The sequence below is a fragment of the Paraburkholderia sp. 35.1 genome (genome assembly GCF_050436525.1).
GTDB classification, from domain to species: Bacteria; Pseudomonadota; Gammaproteobacteria; order Burkholderiales; family Burkholderiaceae; genus Paraburkholderia; species Paraburkholderia tuberum.
Genome location: NZ_JBNDMJ010000002.1, coordinates 2,892,631 through 2,908,371, shown reverse-complemented (window position 1 = coordinate 2,908,371; position 15,741 = coordinate 2,892,631). Strand labels below are relative to the sequence as shown.

Below are 15,741 nucleotides of genomic sequence, written 5' to 3'. Positions count from 1 at the left end.
CTCATTCTTCTCGTTGACAGCTACAAAAAGATGAGTTCAGAATATAGAACATTGTTCAACAAAGCGTTCGGAGCGTCAAATTGAAAATACTGGTCGCGGTGAAGCGCGTGATCGACTACAACGTGAAACCTCGGGTGAAGTCCGATGGTTCTGGCGTCGATCTGGCCAACGTGAAAATGGCCATGAACCCGTTCGATGAGATCGCGGTGGAGGAGGCGGTGCGCCTCAAGGAAGCGGGCGCGGCGAGTGAAGTCGTCGTGGTGTCGGCGGGAACCGCGCAATCGCAGGAGGTACTGCGTACGGCGCTCGCGATGGGGGCTGATCGCGCGGTGCTGGTGGAAAGCGATGCGGATCTGCAGCCGCTCGCGGTCGCCAAGCTGCTGGCCGCCGTGGCCGCGCGGGAGACTCCGCAACTGGTGCTGCTCGGCAAGCAGGCCATCGACAACGACTCGGGACAAACCGGCCAGAAGCTCGCCGCGTTGCTCGGCTGGCCGCAAGCCACGTTCGCGTTCAAGACGGAAGTGGACGGTCAACAACTACTCGTCACGCGTGAGATCGATGGCGGACTCGAACGTGTCGCGCTCGATCTGCCGGCGGTGGTCACGACGGACTTGCGTCTGAACAGTCCGCGCTACGTGACGCTGCCCAACATCATGAAAGCGAAGAAGAAGCCGCTGGAGACGCTGAGCCCCGACGCGCTGGGGGTCGACGTTGCGCCTCGTCTGAAGGTTCTCGAAGTGACCGAGCCGCCGGCGCGTAAGGGCGGCGTGATGGTTCCCGATGTTGCAGCGCTGATTGAAAAGCTTCGTAACGAAGCGAAGGTGATCTGATCATGACTATTCTCGTTATCGCCGAACACGACAACGCAAGCCTCAAGCGCGCCACGCTCAACGCCATCACGGCGGCGGGCGCTGCGGGCGGCGACATTCATGTACTGGTCGCAGGCCACGGCGCGTCGGCGGTGGTAGAGCAGGCCGCGAACGTTGCCGGCGTCGCCGAAGTGCTCGTCGCGGATGCACCCGAATACGCGCATGGGCTGCCGGAAAATCTGGCCGCACTCGTCGTTTCGCTGGCTAGCGGTTATACGCACGTGATCGCGGCCTCCACGGCCGTGGGCAAGAACTTCATGCCGCGGGTAGCCGCGCTGCTCGACAGCGCGCAGATTTCCGACGTGATCGCTTTCAAGGCCCCCGATGTGTTCGTGCGTCCGATCTACGCCGGCAATGCACTCGCCACGGTCCAATCGTCCGACGCAATCAAGGTCGTCACGATTCGTCCGACCGCCTTCGATGCGGCCGCGACCGGTTCGGCCGCCGCGCCGTCGCGCGCCGTCGCATCCGCAGCGGCTTTCGACAAGGCCCGTTTCGTCGGCCAGGAACTGACGAAATCGAGCCGGCCGGAGCTTGCGGCAGCCAACATCGTGGTGTCGGGCGGCCGAGGCATGCAGAACGGCGACAACTTCAAACTGCTCGACGCGCTCGCGGACAAGCTTGGCGCCGCGGTCGGCGCGTCGCGCGCCGCGGTCGACGCCGGCTTCGTGCCGAACGACTATCAGGTCGGCCAGACCGGCAAGATCGTCGCGCCTCAGTTGTATATCGCGGTGGGTATCTCAGGCGCGATTCAGCACCTCGCCGGTATGAAGGACTCGAAAGTCATCGTCGCGATCAACAAGGACAGCGAGGCGCCGATCTTTCAGGTGGCCGACTACGGTCTGAGCGCCGACCTTTTCGACGCTGTCCCGGCACTGACCGCGGCGCTCGATTGACGTTCGCCCGGATTGACACCGACCAGAACGCTGTTCAAGATAATTGAACAGCTAGTTGCAATAAGGCCGTCGACCGCGCGGCCGCCACATAAAAAGCGGGAACCGGTGCCTACGCCGGCCATATGACGAAGGAGATAACAATGGGTAACACCAGTCCCGATTCGTGTGAGCACACTGTCCGCCTCGATTTTGTCCCGAAGGACAGTTACCTGTCGAAGCAGTTTCTCGAGCGCGAGAAAGAGCGCCTCTGGCCGCGAATCTGGCAGGTCGCCTGCCGTCTGGAAGAGATTCCCAACGTGGGCGACTTCGTGACCTTCGACGTGGCCGGCGAATCGATCATCGTGGTGCGAACCGCGGGAGATCAGATCAAGGCCTTCTTCAACGTCTGCCAGCACCGTGGCCGGCGCCTGACTAATGGCTGTGGCAAGGCCGCGAAATTTCACTGCGCCTATCACGGCTGGCAGTGGAATCTGGATGGCAGTCTTGCGCGTGTGCTCGACAGGCAAGATTGGGAAGGTTGCCCGGACATGGCTGACGGGGACCTTCGTCTCACGGACGTGCTGGTCGATACGTGGGGCGGGTTCGTGTTCATCAATATGGATCCGGCTGCAGAGCCGCTCGCGAAATTTCTCCACCCGGTGCCGGAGATCACGAACTGCTTCGAGTTCGAAAAGATGCGCTACCGCTGGTACAAGTCGATTCGTCTGCCGTGCAACTGGAAGGTTGCACTCGAAGCGTTCAACGAGGGTTATCACGTAGCGGCAACCCATCCGCAACTGCTCGACGTCGCCGGCGATGACGTGACGCGCAGTTTCTCCTATGGCCGCCATGGGATGTTTGGTTATTCGACGGCGACGCGGATGATCGGCGCGCCCTCACCGCGGACCGGCAAGCCGATGCCGGAAGACGTCCGCCAGGGGCTCGTGAACTTTTTCCGGGCAATGGAAGAGACTCTGAAGGCGATCAATACCGCGCGCGATTACGAAGCCGCGAAGCGCCTGATGACCGAAATGTCGCCGTCGGGTAACCAGTTCGAAGTCCTTGGGAAGGCGATGGAATTTCAGCGCGAGGCGGCCATCGCCGAGGGTGCGGGCTGGCCCGAGATCTCTTTCGAGCAACTGGGTCGCGCGGGAGCGGACTGGCACGTGTTTCCGAATCTGGTGTTCCTGCCGTACCCGGACGGCGCGTTGTTCTATCGCGCGCGGCCGGATGGCGACAACCCGGATTCGTGCATCTACGACATCTGGTCGCTGCAGCGCGTCGCGCCTGGGGCGGAGCCGCCGTTGAAGCGCGAGTTCTATTACGGCGCGGACGACTGGAAGGAGAACGCGCAGGAGAACTTCGGCCTGATCCTGTGGCAGGACTTCCAGAACATGACCAACGTTCAGCAGGGCATGAAGTCGCGCGGCTTCAAGGGTTTGCGCACCAATCCGCTGCAGGAATCGTCGGTTTCGAACTTCCATCGCGCGCTGCGCGAATTCATCGCGCGGGATGAGTGATGTCGACGAACTGGGACGCAACCTACGACTTCGTGGTGGTCGGCAGCGGTGGGGGTTCGATGTGTGCCGCGCTTGCCTGCAAGTCGGTCGGCAAAGAAGCACTGATCATCGAGAAGCAGGCGAAGGTCGGCGGCTCGACCGGATATTCGGGCGGGGTCTGGTGGCTTCCGAACAATCATGTGATGAAGCGTCACGGCGTCAGCGATTCCTATGAACGCGCGCGCCAGTACTTCGATGCGGCGGTTACTTATCAAGGGCCGGGGACTTCTGACGCGCGACGCGAGGCTTACTTGCGCACCGGCCCGAAGATGGCCGAGTTTCTCGAGCAGCAGGGGATGCAGTTCGTGTACGCGGACGGCTGGTCCGATTACTACGACACGCTGCCCGGCGGCGAGCCGCGTGGCCGGTCGCTGCTGGCCAGGTTGTTCGACGTGAAGGAACTGGGCGAATGGGCGCCGCGTCTGTCGCGCTACAAGGGCCCGTCGATGCCGGCCAACTCGGACGAGTATCCGCAACTGTTTCTGATGAAGCGGACGTGGGGCGGCAAGCGCAAGGCGATGCAACTGGGTGGCCGGATGCTCTATCAGAAGATCACCGGCAAGGAGCTCGTGGCCAACGGCGCGGCGATTCAGGGGCGCATGCTGCAGATGGCGCTGCGCGCGAACGTGCCGATCTGGACGGACACGCCGGTGCGCGAGTTCATCGTCGAGGACGGACGCGTGACCGGCATCGTCGCGGTACGCAGCGGCCGCGAGTTGCGCGTGCGCGCTCGCGAAGGCGTCCTGCTGAATACCGGCGGCTTTTCACACAACGCGGAAATGCGCCGCAGGTACCAGCCGCAGCCGTCGTCCGCGGACTGGACCAATGCGAATCCGGGCGATACCGGTGAAATCCTGCAAGCCGCGATTGCGCTCGGCGGCGCAGTGGACTGCATGGAGGAAGCGTGGTGGGTCGTGACGTCGCTCGGTCCCAACGAGGAATTGCCCGAAGGTGCACGCGCACCGGATGGCTCGCCGCTGCCGTTCATGCATCACCTCGACCTGTCGCTGCCGTTTTCGATCATGGTCGATCAGGACGGCGAGCGCTTTTGCGACGAAGCGGGAGCGTACATGGAAATCGGTCAACGCATGTACCAGCGCCACAAGCAGACGGGTAAGGCCGTTCCCGCATGGGTCGTGATGGACAGCCGGCAGCGTAAGTACTACCCGTGGGGCACGGCGATGCCGGGCCAGATTCCGCAGAAGTGGCTCGACAGCGGATACATGATCAAGGCTGACACGCTCGAAGAACTGGCCGCGAAATGCAGTATCGACCGTGCTGGGCTGCTCGAGACCGTCAAGCGCTTCAACGGCTTCTGCGAAACGGGCGTCGACGAAGATTACGGTCGCGGCTCGCGCGCATTCGATCGCTGTCATGGAGACCCGACCATCAAACCGAACCCCAATCTCGGGCCGATCGAGGAGGGGCCGTTCTACGCCGTGCGCATGTATCCAGGCGATGTGGGCACGGCAGGCGGTCTCGTGACCGACGAATACGGGCGCGTGCTGAAGGACGATGGTTCGCAAATCCCTGGACTGTACGCCACCGGCAACTGCACGGCATCCGTGGTTGGCCGGTGTTATCCGGGCGCCGGCAGCAGCATCGGCGCATCGTTCGTGTTCGGTTACATCGCGGCGCTGCATGCGAGCGGCGCGCAAAAGATCTGGTGACACAGGAGAGTGACGAATGAATGCCTATCAGCCGCCCAGCAGCGAAGTCCTGGTCGACATCTACAGGCGCATGGCTCTCATCAAGCAGAACGATGAGCGCTTTCGCGCCGTTATCAAGGCCGGCAAGCTGGTGATGCCGTACTACTCGCCGCGCGGCCAGGAAGTGATTCCGTCGGCGATGTCGGTGTGTCTCACCGACGACGACTACATCTGCACGATCTACCGCGGCGTCCACGACATGATCGCCAAAGGTGTGCCGCTCAAGGAACTCTGGGCCGAGCTCGGAGGGCGAGTGACGGGCACGTGCAAAGGCAAGGGCGGCCCGATGCACGTCACGCATCCCGCGTCGGGCGTCATGGTGACGACCGGCATTGTCGGCAGTTCGATGCCGATCGCAAATGGGCTTGCGCTCGCCGCGCAGATTCGCGGTGAGTCGCGCGTGGCCGTGGCCTACTTCGGTGACGGCGCATCAAACATTGGCGCCTTCCACGAGTCGCTGAATATGGCGTCCGTGTGGAAGTTGCCGGTGATTTTCGTCTGCCAGAACAACGGCTATGCCGAGCACACCAAATACGCGTATGGCACGTCCGTGCCGAACATCGCCCAGCGCGCCGTCGCGTACCAGATGCCGGGCATCACGGTGAACGGCAACGATCCGATTCAGATGCACAAGGCGGCGCACGAAGCGGTCGAACGCGCGCGCAACGGCGGCGGCCCGACGCTGATCGAAGCGAACACGTTCCGCTTTCAGGGGCACGTGTTCGGCGACCCCGACGCCTATATGGACAAGCACGAAAAGGCCGCCTGGCTCGCGAAGGATCCGGTGCCGCTGTTCCGTCAGTGGCTCATCGATGCGAAGCATGCGACCGAGGAGCAACTGGTTGCGATGGAAGCCGACCACGAGGCGCAGATCGACGCTGCGGTCGAATTCACGCTGTCGAGCGAATATCCCGATGTCGCGGAGCTTCGGCGCGACATCTTCAAGGACGAGGTACTTGCATGAGCCAGCAGCCAACCAACATCAACACCATCCAGGCGGTCAACTTCGCGCTCGACGACGCGATGGCCGCCGACGCCAACGTAATCGTGCTGGGTGAAGACGTTGCCGACGGCCAGGAGGGCGGCATTGTCGGCGTAACGAAGGGACTGTCGTCGAAATACGGCACGTCGCGGGTGCGTTCGACGCCGATTTCGGAGCAGGCCATCATCGGTGCGGCAATCGGCGCTTCGATGGTCGGGATGCGTCCTGTGGCGGAAATCATGCTGATGAACTTCACGACCGTCGCGATGGACATGATCGTGAATCACGCCGCGAAGCTGCGGTTCATGTCGGGCGGACAGACCCATGTGCCGATCGTCATCCGCACCATGACGGGTGCGGGCTTCGGCACGGGTGGTCAGCACGCCGACTACCTCGAGGCCTGGTTTGCGCACGTTGCCGGCATCAAGGTCGTCACACCGTCGAATCCTGCCGATGCGTATGGCCTGATGCTGTCCTGCATCCGTGATGACGACCCTTGCCTTTTCATCGAGAACATGCCGACCTACTGGAATCCGGGCAGTGCGCCGGAGCGCGGCGTGGCGATTCCGCTTGGCAAAGCCAACGTGATTTGCGCGGGTACCGACGTGACGGTGATCAGCTACAGCCGCCGCGTGCAGGAAGCCATGGCTGCTGCCGAAGTGCTGGCCAAAGATGGTGTCGCCTGCGAAGTGATCGATTTGCGCACCGTCTCTCCGTTGGATACCGGAACTATCCTGACTTCGGTTGCAAAAACCGGGCGCGCCGTTGTCGTGCACGAAGCCGTCAAACCGTTCGGCGTGGGTGCGGAAATCGCATCCCGTATCTACGAAGCCCTCTTTCGCGAGCTCAAGGCGCCCGTGCAGCGCGTAGGCGCGCAATTCTGCCCCGTGCCGTTCTCGAAGCCGCTCGAAGACGCGTTCGTACCGGGCGTGGCCGAAATCGAATCGGCGGTTCGCGCGACGCTGAAATGACAGGCACGAACGCCCGGAATTCCATCATCAATAGAGCAAGGTCATGACCACACAAGTGCTGCTTCCCAAACTGGGCTTTTCCATGAACGAAGGCACGCTAGCCGAATGGCTGGCGGACGACGGCGCAACCGTGAGCGAAGGGCAGATTCTCTACGCGCTCGAAAGCGACAAATCGATTCAGGAGGTCGAGTCGCCCGCGTCGGGCACGCTGCGCATCGTTGCCCAGGTTGGCGAAGTGTATCCCGTCGGCACGGTGCTGGCGGAAATCGTCTGATTGGCCGCAGGCCGTCACGCTGTCCAACAGTCGTTCGAAGAGGCATCCGCGATGAGTGTCGAATCCGTTGCTACGCGACCGCAGTCCGATGTGAATACCGGCCCCGACGAGGCTGCAGTCCCCGCTTTCGGCGCGAATCTGCCGCCTTGGCCGCAGGTCGATTTCGCCGAATTCGGCGAGGTGGAAGTCAAGCCGGTGTCGCGCATCCAGAAGCTCACAGGAGCCTTCCTGTCGCGCAACTGGCTGACGATCCCGCATGTGACCCACCACGACGACGCTGATATTACGTCGCTCGAAACTTATCGCAAGGCCCGTAACGAGGCGGGCACGGTGGTTAAGCTGACGCCGCTCGTCTTCCTTATCAAAGCCGTGGTGCGGGCTTTGCAGGAGTTCCCGCAATTCAACGCGTCGCTCGACGGTGACGGCAAAAACATCGTTTTGAAGAAGTACTTCCACATCGGGGTCGCCGTGGACACGCGCTTCGGATTGCTGGTGCCGGTGCTGCGCGATTGCGACAGGAAGAGCGTCGAAGAACTCTCGGTGGAACTTGCGGCAATTTCGCAGAAGGCTCGCGAAAAGGGTTTATCGATGGCAGAGATGTCGGGCGGGTGCTTTTCGATCAGTTCGCTCGGCGGCTTTGGCGGTACTGGTTTTACGCCTATCGTCAATGCGCCGGAGGTGGCGATTCTCGGCGTGACTAAAACCCGGCTGGTAGCCGCGCCGGCGGACGACGGCGGCGTCAGCTGGCGCAAGATGCTGCCCCTGTCGCTCAGCTACGACCATCGAGTGATCAACGGAGCCGACGCGGCGCGGTTCGCCGCATTCATTGGAACCGTGTTGGCCGATCCGCAGACGCTCGCTGGCTAACAGTCGATCTGACAAAACAACGACGGGATTGAGATGAGAACCCTTGGCGAGATGATCGAGCGAAACGCTCGCTTGCATGCCGACCACACGGCGCTCGTGTACGCCGACCGGCGTCTGACGCACAGTCAGTTGGCGGAGCGTGCACGCCGCTTTTCGGGAGCGCTATATGAGCGCGGCCTGCGGCGTCAGGACCGGGTTGCGATCCTCGCGATGAATTGCGCGGAGTACTACGAGAGCTACCGTGCATGCGAATGGGCCGGCTTCATTCTGGCAACCGTCAATTTCAGGCTGGCCCCCGCGGAGATTCTTTATATTCTTAAGGACGCGGCCCCTAAGGCGCTCGTATTCGAGGCTCAGTATGCCGATGTCGTGAACGGACTGCGTTCGCAACTGCCCGAAATCGAGCAGTACATCTGCATTGGCGACGCACCGGATTGGGCCGTTTCGTTCGAGGCGGTGATGAAAGCCGGCCCAGTGGAAGGGCCGCCGATCCGTTCGAAACCGGAAGACTACGCGTACCTGATGTACACGAGCGGCACCACGGGGCGTCCCAAGGGCGTCGTGCGCACGCACCATGCCATGTGCGTCACCGCAGAAAGCTGCGCGCTGGTGACGGAGTTTTCGGGCAATACCCGCGTGCTACAGACGACCCCGGCGTTCCACGTCGGTGGAATTGGCTTCGTTAATTCGGTGGCCTGGATGGGCGGCACGACGGTCGTGCATCGCGTCTTCGAGCCGAAGCAAATGCTCGAGACGATCGCCGAAGAACGCATCACCTTCACGTTCATGGTTGCCGCGATGCTTCAGGCGGTCCTCGATGTGCCCGAACTGTCGAGCTATGACGTGTCCAGCATCGAAAACATCGTCACGGCGGCAGCGCCGGTGCCTGCACCGCTGCTGTCGCGCGGCATTCAGGTGCTCGGCCCGGTGTTTTCGGTCCAGTACGGCATGACCGAGAGCAACGCCTGCTGGTTGCCTGCGCACGAGGTCAAGCCCAAAGGGTCTCCGGAACAGGTACGGCGTCTCGCATCGGTGGGGCGCCCGTGCCCCGGCATCGACCTGCGCATCGTCGACGATCAAGGCAACGATCTGCCGCAAGGCCAGACCGGCGAGGTCTGGCTGCGCTCGCAGACGCAGTTGAGTGGCTACTGGAACAACAGCGTGGCGACGGTGGAAGCACTGCGCGATGGCTGGTATCGCTCGGGCGACATGGGCTACCAGGACGAGGAGGGCTACATTTTCCTCGTCGACCGCAAGAAGGACATGATCATTTCCGGCGGCGAGAACATCTACAGCCGTGAAGTCGAAGATGCGCTGCTCCAGCATCCGGCAGTCATCGACGTGGCGGTGATCGGCGTGCCGCACGAGAAGTGGGGAGAGTGCGTCAAGGCGATCGTCGTGTTGCGCCGTGGCGAGCAAGCGGGCGAAGCCGAATTGATCGAGTTCTGTCGCGGCTTGATCGCGAGCTACAAATGTCCGAAAGCCATTGCATTCGTCGACGAATTGCCGAGGCTGCCGACGGGCAAGATCAGCAAGGTCAGTCTGCGCGCGCAGTTTGCCCGGTGAACGGCAATCGCCTCAATTGGAGGGAATCGACCATGGCCAAATGGCTGAAAACATCGGAGTGCGTGAAGTTTGAAGTGGCGCAACGCGTTGCGCGCATCACGCTGAGTCGTCCGGACAAGCGCAACGCCATCAACAATCCGCTTCTGCAGGAACTCAAGGCCGCGTTGCTCGAAGCCGACGACCTCAAATCGGTGAACGTGATCGTGCTGTCGGGAGCTGGCCGCGACTTCTGCGCAGGCTACGATCTGGTGACGACGTATTCGGATCGGGCCGCGGACGCCGCTGATCCGGGTGACTATCGTGGAACGATTCGCAGCTTCGACGACGACTGCTGGTCGATGGAGCGGCAATCGGAGACGGTCAATCTGATGGCCGATATCCACAAGCCGATCATCGCGCAGGTGCATGGCAACTGTCTTGCGGGCGGCACGGATCTCGCGCTGGCGTGCGACATGGTGATCGCCGCCGACAACGCAAGGATCGGCTTTCCCGCCACGCGCGCGAACGGCTCGCCACCTGCGCACATGTGGTTCTATCACGTCGGCCCGCAGTGGGCGAAGCGCCTGCTGCTGTCTGGCGACTCGCTGACGGGCCGCGACGCCGCGAAGATCGGGCTCGTCATGGATGCGGTGCCGGCAGAGCAGCTCGAAGCGGAGGTGGGCGAGTTGGCACGCCGTCTGTCGTTTGTCGATGCCGATCTGCTTGCGGCCAACAAGCGCATTGTCAACATCGGGCTGGAGCTGGCCGGTTCGCGCACGCTTCAGCGGCTCGCGGTGGAAAACGACTCACGGGCTCACCAGAGCCTGGGGCCGCGCCGCTCGCAGTTCAAGGCGGACATGGAAGCGGTTGGCCTGAAGGAAGCGCTCAAGCGCCGCGACGAGCCGTTCGGCGACGGGATGATCCGCCTGCATGCTCGCGGCAGTTGACCAGACCGTCGAACGGACGAACCAAACTCAGACGAAGAGCCGAACATCATGGATGTTGAACTCACTTTGAACGGCGCGGTTGCGACGCTGTGTCTGAACCGCCCCGAGAAGCTCAACGCGCTGACGCCGGAAATGCTTGATCTGATTCTCGGCCACCTCGATCGCATCGACAAGGATCCGGAGATTCGCGCGGTGATTCTCACTGGCGCAGGCCGCGCATTTTGCGCCGGTGCCGACATCAAGGGCAGCGGCGCCGCGCCACCGCAGATGAGTGTGGCGCACGCGCGCGCATCGATGGCGGTGTATCAGAAGATCGCGCTTCGGTTGTACAACCTGAACAAGCCAATGGTCGCGGCGGTACGCGGGGTTGCGGTGGGAATTGCATGGAGCTTTGCGCTGTGCGCGGACCAGCTCATCGTTTCCGATACGGCGCAGTTCATTCCCGCCTTCCTGATGCGCGCCACCTTACCTGAAGGCGGCATGGTGCATCTGCTTGCGCGTCATTGCGGCGAGTTTCGCGCCAAGGAAATCATGTATCTGAATCGCCGGCTGAGCGGCAAGGAAGCACTCGATATGGGTCTTGCCAGCCATCTCGTCGAGGACGGCGAGCTTGACGCGGCCGCCGAAAAGCTGGCTGGCGAGCTGGCGGCTGGCCCGACTTTCTCGCTCGGGCTGACCAAGCAGTTGTTCAGGTTGAACCCCGGTGGCATGGAAGAGTTTCTTGCGCAGGAACTGAACGCGGTGGCGCTCGCGGTGAACTCCGAGGACGCCGCGGAGGGCCGGCTCGCCGCGAGAGAAAAACGCGCCCCGGCTTTCAGAGGCCGCTAGGCGGAGCACCCGCACAAGCGCGGCGCAGTGGCGCGACAGAGCAGACAACGAGGGCGCAAGAGATTCAGGAGTCAGGCATGCATTTGGGCTATAGCGAGGAAGACGAATCATTTCGTCGGGAAGTCAGAACGTTTTTCCGTGAGCATGCGCCGGCCGACATTTCACGCCGCTGGCGTGTCGGCGTGCATCCGCCTGCGCGCGATGACATCCGCAGATGGCAGCGCATTCTGTACGAGCGCGGCTGGGGTGCGCCCCATTGGCCCGTCGAACATGGCGGCACCGGCTGGAGCGGGCTTCGCAAGCATATCTTCATGGAAGAGCTGTACAACGCCGATGCCATGGACTATGGGTGGCAGTCGACGCAGATGGTGGCGCCCGTCATCATCGCGTTCGGCTCGGACTGGCAGAGGGAGCGTTTTCTCGGGCCTATTCTGCGTGGCGACGAGTTCTGGTGCCAGGGCTTTTCGGAGCCGAACGCGGGCTCGGATCTGGCTGGACTGAAGACCACGGCCGTGCTCGACGGTGACGAGTACGTGATCAACGGCCAGAAGATCTGGACCAGCGACGCAACGATTGCCGACTGGGGCTTCTTCCTCGTCAAGACCGATACGAGCGTCAAGCCGCAACGAGGCATTTCCTTCCTGCTGGTCAACATGGACACACCGGGCATCACGGTGCGTCCGATCGTTTCGATCGAGGGCGGCAAGGGCCTGAATGAAGTGTTCCTCGAAAACGTGCGTGTGCCGAAGTCGCATCTCGTGGGCGAGGCCGGCATGGGATGGACCTATGCGAAGTACCTCCTCGAGAAGGAGCGCACGGCGAGCGCGTTCCTGTACTTCAACAAACGCGAGCTGCAGCGCGCGAAAGATATCGCGGAGCAGGAGCGGAAGGACGGCGTGCGGCTCATCGATACACCCGGGTTCGCGCGCAAGGTCGCGGAGGTCGAAGCGGACCTGATGGCGCTCGAATGGTCGGTGCTCCGCATCCTTGCGGAAGAGAAGAGCGAGCGCAATCTCGATGCGGTCGTCTCTGCGCTGAAGATCAGCGGGTCGGAGATGCAACAGCGCGTGACGCAGCTGCAAATGGACGCACTCGGTCCCCGCGCGATGCGTTTCGACGACCACGGCGAGCCGCAGGGTGATCTGGCGGTCGACGAAAATTGGCCGGACTACATGGGCGGCCGCACGTCGGGCTATCTGATCGCACGCGCCTCCACGATCTATGGCGGCGCGCGCGAAGTGCAGAAGAACATCATTGCCAAGCTGGCATTTGGACTGTAGCCATGGACTTCAACTTCTCCGAAGAACAATTGATGCTGAAGGACGGCGCAGAGCGCTACGTTCAGCAGGAGTATGGATTCGAGGCGCGCACGCGCATCGCATCGGGGCAAGAGGGTTTCAGCCGCGAACATTGGCGCGCCTATGCCGAACTTGGCTGGCTGGGGCTGACGATGCCGGAAGACGTCGGCGGTCTCGGGTGCTCGTTCGTTGAAACGGCGATCGTGATGGAGGCGCTCGGCCGCGGTATGGCGCTCGAGCCGGTCGTGCAGACGGCGCTGCTTTGCGCCACGATCATCGAACGAGGCGATGCGCGGCGCCGGCGTGAGACGCTGCTGCCCGCCGTCATCGACGGCACGCTGCTGCTGTCGCTCGCGGACAGCGAAGCGGGCAGCCGATACAAGCTGGGGTGCCACGCGCAAACGCACGCGCTCAAGAGCGCCTCGGGTTACCTGATCAGCGGCGCGAAGACGCTGGTGATCGCCGGCGCGTCGGCGGACCAACTGCTCGTGACCGCGCGAGTCGAAGGCGCGTCGCAAGGCGTGGGCATTTTTCTTGTCGATCGCCGGGGCGCGGGCGTAACGTGCCGGTCGTACCGCTTGCTCGATGGATCGCGTGCCGCGGATATCGACCTGCATAACGTCGAGCTCAGTGAAGATGCATTGATCGTCGGACCTGAACGCTCGCTGCAGGTGCTCACGCAGGCAACGGAACTCGCCAGTCTCGCGAGCGTGGCCGAGAGCCTTGGCATGATGGAAGCCGTGATGGCGATCACCTCGGAGTACATCAAGGGACGCTCGCAGTTCGGCCAGCCGATCGGCAAGTTCCAGGCGTTGCAGCATCGCATGGCTGAGATGTTCGTCGCCACGCAGGAAGCGCGCTCGATGCTGTACTGCGGGATCGCGCACCTGAACGGCCCGGCGGCCGAACGCAGCCGCGTCATCTCGGCGGCCAAAGCCGTTACCGCGCGCGCCAATCGCTTCGTTTGCGCGCAGGGCATCCAGTTGCACGGTGGCATGGGGCTCACCGAGGAATATCCGGTAGGGCACTACTTCCGCAAGATGACGATGATGGAGAAGATGTTCGGCGATATCGACTTTCATCTCGACCGCGTTGCGGCAGGCGGCCGGACACCGATAACGACCTGAGACAGGGAGCAGATCATGCAACGCGTGAAGCAAAAGATTGCCATCGTGACCGGGGCCGCATCCGGTATCGGCGCTGCCTGTGCCGCCAGGCTCGCGCAGGAGGGCGCCTTGCTCGTCGTGGCGGACCTGAATCTCGAAGGCGCGCAGGAACAGGTTCGTCGTATTAACGAAGCGGGGGGGCACGCGGTCCCGGCACAGGTCGATATCGGCGACGAAAGTTCGATCGATGCATTGTTCGATCTGACGCTCAAGACTTGGGGCGGGCTCGATATCCTGCATAACAACGCCGCGGCCACATCGCTTTCCAGTACGGTCGATGCGGCAGTCGAGGCACTCGACGTCGGGGTCTGGGACGACACGATGCGCATCAATCTTCGCGGCACCATGCTGGCCTCGCGGTGCGCGCTGCCGCTGATGCGCGCACGAGGCGGCGGTTCGATTATCAATACCTCTTCCGGTGCCGCTCAGGCGGGCGCGCTGGGGTACAGCGCGTACGGTGTCTGCAAGGCCGGTATCGAGGCGCTGACGCGCTACGTCGCCGCGCAGCACGGCAAGGAGGGCATACGCTGCAACGCGATCGCTCCGGGCCTGATCGTCACGCCGGTGACCCAGGCGTACTACGCGGGGGAGACCGGAGAGATGATGCTGAGCCACCATCTCACGCCTCGCCTCGGGCAGCCCGAAGACATTGCACACGCGGTGGTGTATCTCGCGTCGGATGAGGCGGCGTTCGTCACGGGCCAGGTGTTCAACGTCGATGGCGGACTTCTTTCACACCAGCCTTACTATGCCGACGAAATCCGCGCGCGCCCGGCCGCGATGGCCAACGCTACGAAGGGGAAGGCATGACGACGGATTCAGCGCTGCTCGCGCGTATCGAGCGCATCGAGGCGCAGCTCGCCATCCAACAGTTGCCCGTCCGATACGCGCTCGCGGTCGATTCGCGCGATCTGGACAGCCTGGTGCAACTGTTCGCCGAAGACGTCGATTGCGGCCGATGGGGCGTAGGGCGCGCGGCATTGAAGACGTTCTACGGGTCCGAGCATATTCTGCGTGGCTTTTATCGCAGCATTCACCAGATCTGCGGCCACGTCGTCGATTTCATCGATGCCGACCATGCGACGGGAAGCGTCTATTGTCGCGCGGAGCACGAGGACAACGGAGCGTGGGTGGTGATGGCGATCTGCTACTTCGATCACTACGTGCGGCGCGACGGGCAGTGGTGCTTCGAGCGTCGCGACGAACAGCATTGGTATTCGACGGACTGGCTCGCTCGCCCCGGTGCGCCGCGCTTGCAGAACTGGCCCGGCAAGTATGAAGGCGATCGGTATCAGCCGCGTCTTCCGCAAGGATTTCCGACGTGGGCGGCGTTCTGGAGCAACAGCGAACAGCACGCGATCGACGCGTTGACGAAAGCGCCGTAAGCGCGGTCTCGTCTTCGGCTCCTGGCCCCGCCACGTAGCCATTCGTGGGACTGGCGAGGAATGCAAGGAGTGAGGGCCGCGCAAACTTCCGCATCGTGGAGATCGGCGTCGTGCGGCAGGCCTCCCTGCTCCTCGCGCTTACGCCGTCAGATCGGGCAGACGCACCACCAGCCCGTCCAGTTCCGGCGTCATGAAGATCTGGCATGTCAGACGGCTGTTTTCGCGCACGTCCATCGCGCAGGTGAGCATGTCGACTTCATAGGATTCCGCCGCTGGCATGTGGCTGCTCCAGGTGTCGTCGACATACGCGTGACAGGTTGCGCAGCTGCAGCTGCCGCCGCAATCGCCGAGAATGCCTGGGATCTGATTGTTCACCGCTGTTTGCATGACTGAATCGCCAACGTTGGCGCTTACGGCGGCCTCGCTGCCGTCCGGCTGGATGAATCGAATGAGCGGCATGGCTTGT

At 62.7% G+C, this 15,741-nt stretch carries 16 protein-coding genes; 15 read left to right on the top strand and 1 reads right to left on the bottom strand.

What is annotated here, in order from left to right:
- Window positions 1–80 precede the first annotated feature (80 nt).
- The 15 genes from OKW27_RS19210 (at window position 81) to OKW27_RS19140 (ending at window position 15,275) form a co-directional block, all read left to right on the top strand.
- Window positions 81–830, top strand: coding sequence for an electron transfer flavoprotein subunit beta/FixA family protein (locus OKW27_RS19210; RefSeq protein WP_429334446.1), 750 nt, complete (start codon window positions 81–83; stop codon window positions 828–830).
- Between the two features lie 2 nt (window positions 831–832).
- On the top strand, window positions 833–1,765 hold the full coding sequence (locus OKW27_RS19205; protein WP_187611697.1) for an electron transfer flavoprotein subunit alpha/FixB family protein: 933 nt from the start codon (window positions 833–835) through the stop codon (window positions 1,763–1,765).
- 140 nt (window positions 1,766–1,905) lie between these two features.
- A complete protein-coding gene (locus OKW27_RS19200) occupies window positions 1,906–3,264 on the top strand; it encodes an aromatic ring-hydroxylating oxygenase subunit alpha (protein ID WP_429334445.1) in 1,359 nt (452 codons plus the stop codon).
- Window positions 3,264–4,973 (top strand): FAD-binding protein, encoded by a 1,710-nt coding sequence (locus OKW27_RS19195; protein ID WP_429334444.1) that lies wholly within the window; start codon window positions 3,264–3,266, stop codon window positions 4,971–4,973. The genes OKW27_RS19200 and OKW27_RS19195 overlap by 1 nt, the downstream gene beginning before the upstream one ends.
- Before the next feature lie 16 nt (window positions 4,974–4,989).
- Window positions 4,990–5,976: a thiamine pyrophosphate-dependent dehydrogenase E1 component subunit alpha gene (locus tag OKW27_RS19190; protein ID WP_090808816.1), complete on the top strand. Its 987-nt coding sequence runs from the start codon at window positions 4,990–4,992 to the stop codon at window positions 5,974–5,976.
- On the top strand, window positions 5,973–6,965 hold the full coding sequence (locus tag OKW27_RS19185) for an alpha-ketoacid dehydrogenase subunit beta (RefSeq protein ID WP_429334443.1): 993 nt from the start codon (window positions 5,973–5,975) through the stop codon (window positions 6,963–6,965). The genes OKW27_RS19190 and OKW27_RS19185 overlap by 4 nt, the downstream gene beginning before the upstream one ends.
- A 43-nt stretch (window positions 6,966–7,008) precedes the next feature.
- On the top strand, window positions 7,009–7,239 hold the full coding sequence (locus tag OKW27_RS19180) for a biotin/lipoyl-containing protein (protein ID WP_018425497.1): 231 nt from the start codon (window positions 7,009–7,011) through the stop codon (window positions 7,237–7,239).
- Between the two features lie 51 nt (window positions 7,240–7,290).
- Window positions 7,291–8,106, top strand: a complete 816-nt coding sequence (locus OKW27_RS19175; protein ID WP_429334442.1) for a 2-oxo acid dehydrogenase subunit E2 — start codon at window positions 7,291–7,293, stop codon at window positions 8,104–8,106.
- Between the two features lie 33 nt (window positions 8,107–8,139).
- A complete protein-coding gene (locus OKW27_RS19170; protein WP_429334441.1) occupies window positions 8,140–9,672 on the top strand; it encodes a class I adenylate-forming enzyme family protein in 1,533 nt (510 codons plus the stop codon).
- 32 nt (window positions 9,673–9,704) lie between these two features.
- Complete coding sequence (locus tag OKW27_RS19165) at window positions 9,705–10,598, top strand: crotonase/enoyl-CoA hydratase family protein (protein ID WP_429334440.1); 894 nt, start codon at window positions 9,705–9,707, stop codon at window positions 10,596–10,598.
- Window positions 10,599–10,646: 48 nt separating this feature from the next.
- Window positions 10,647–11,426: an enoyl-CoA hydratase/isomerase family protein gene (locus OKW27_RS19160; RefSeq protein ID WP_429334439.1), complete on the top strand. Its 780-nt coding sequence runs from the start codon at window positions 10,647–10,649 to the stop codon at window positions 11,424–11,426.
- Window positions 11,427–11,503: 77 nt separating this feature from the next.
- Complete coding sequence (locus OKW27_RS19155; RefSeq protein ID WP_429334438.1) at window positions 11,504–12,706, top strand: acyl-CoA dehydrogenase family protein; 1,203 nt, start codon at window positions 11,504–11,506, stop codon at window positions 12,704–12,706.
- A gap of 2 nt (window positions 12,707–12,708) precedes the next feature.
- The gene (locus OKW27_RS19150) at window positions 12,709–13,851 is read left to right on the top strand and encodes an acyl-CoA dehydrogenase family protein (protein WP_429334437.1); all 1,143 of its coding nucleotides are present in this window, start codon (window positions 12,709–12,711) and stop codon (window positions 13,849–13,851) included.
- A gap of 15 nt (window positions 13,852–13,866) precedes the next feature.
- Window positions 13,867–14,700, top strand: a complete 834-nt coding sequence (locus OKW27_RS19145) for an SDR family oxidoreductase (protein WP_090808830.1) — start codon at window positions 13,867–13,869, stop codon at window positions 14,698–14,700.
- Window positions 14,697–15,275, top strand: a complete 579-nt coding sequence (locus OKW27_RS19140) for a nuclear transport factor 2 family protein (protein ID WP_090808832.1) — start codon at window positions 14,697–14,699, stop codon at window positions 15,273–15,275. The genes OKW27_RS19145 and OKW27_RS19140 overlap by 4 nt, the downstream gene beginning before the upstream one ends.
- 138 nt (window positions 15,276–15,413) lie before the next feature.
- Here OKW27_RS19140 and OKW27_RS19135 read toward each other — a convergent pair whose 3' ends face one another.
- Window positions 15,414–15,734, bottom strand: coding sequence for a 2Fe-2S iron-sulfur cluster-binding protein (locus OKW27_RS19135; RefSeq protein WP_090808834.1), 321 nt, complete (start codon window positions 15,732–15,734; stop codon window positions 15,414–15,416).
- Between the last annotated feature and the right edge of the window lie 7 nt (window positions 15,735–15,741).

Coding starts and splice junctions, on each gene's coding strand:
- OKW27_RS19205 (WP_187611697.1), top strand. CDS start 833: ATGACTATTCTCGTTATCGCCGAACACGACAACGCAAGCCTCAAGCGC.
- OKW27_RS19200 (WP_429334445.1), top strand. CDS start 1,906: ATGGGTAACACCAGTCCCGATTCGTGTGAGCACACTGTCCGCCTCGAT.
- OKW27_RS19195 (WP_429334444.1), top strand. CDS start 3,264: ATGTCGACGAACTGGGACGCAACCTACGACTTCGTGGTGGTCGGCAGC.
- OKW27_RS19190 (WP_090808816.1), top strand. CDS start 4,990: ATGAATGCCTATCAGCCGCCCAGCAGCGAAGTCCTGGTCGACATCTAC.
- OKW27_RS19185 (WP_429334443.1), top strand. CDS start 5,973: ATGAGCCAGCAGCCAACCAACATCAACACCATCCAGGCGGTCAACTTC.
- OKW27_RS19180 (WP_018425497.1), top strand. CDS start 7,009: ATGACCACACAAGTGCTGCTTCCCAAACTGGGCTTTTCCATGAACGAA.
- OKW27_RS19175 (WP_429334442.1), top strand. CDS start 7,291: ATGAGTGTCGAATCCGTTGCTACGCGACCGCAGTCCGATGTGAATACC.
- OKW27_RS19170 (WP_429334441.1), top strand. CDS start 8,140: ATGAGAACCCTTGGCGAGATGATCGAGCGAAACGCTCGCTTGCATGCC.
- OKW27_RS19165 (WP_429334440.1), top strand. CDS start 9,705: ATGGCCAAATGGCTGAAAACATCGGAGTGCGTGAAGTTTGAAGTGGCG.
- OKW27_RS19160 (WP_429334439.1), top strand. CDS start 10,647: ATGGATGTTGAACTCACTTTGAACGGCGCGGTTGCGACGCTGTGTCTG.
- OKW27_RS19155 (WP_429334438.1), top strand. CDS start 11,504: ATGCATTTGGGCTATAGCGAGGAAGACGAATCATTTCGTCGGGAAGTC.
- OKW27_RS19150 (WP_429334437.1), top strand. CDS start 12,709: ATGGACTTCAACTTCTCCGAAGAACAATTGATGCTGAAGGACGGCGCA.
- OKW27_RS19145 (WP_090808830.1), top strand. CDS start 13,867: ATGCAACGCGTGAAGCAAAAGATTGCCATCGTGACCGGGGCCGCATCC.
- OKW27_RS19140 (WP_090808832.1), top strand. CDS start 14,697: ATGACGACGGATTCAGCGCTGCTCGCGCGTATCGAGCGCATCGAGGCG.
- OKW27_RS19135 (WP_090808834.1), bottom strand. CDS start 15,734: ATGCCGCTCATTCGATTCATCCAGCCGGACGGCAGCGAGGCCGCCGTA.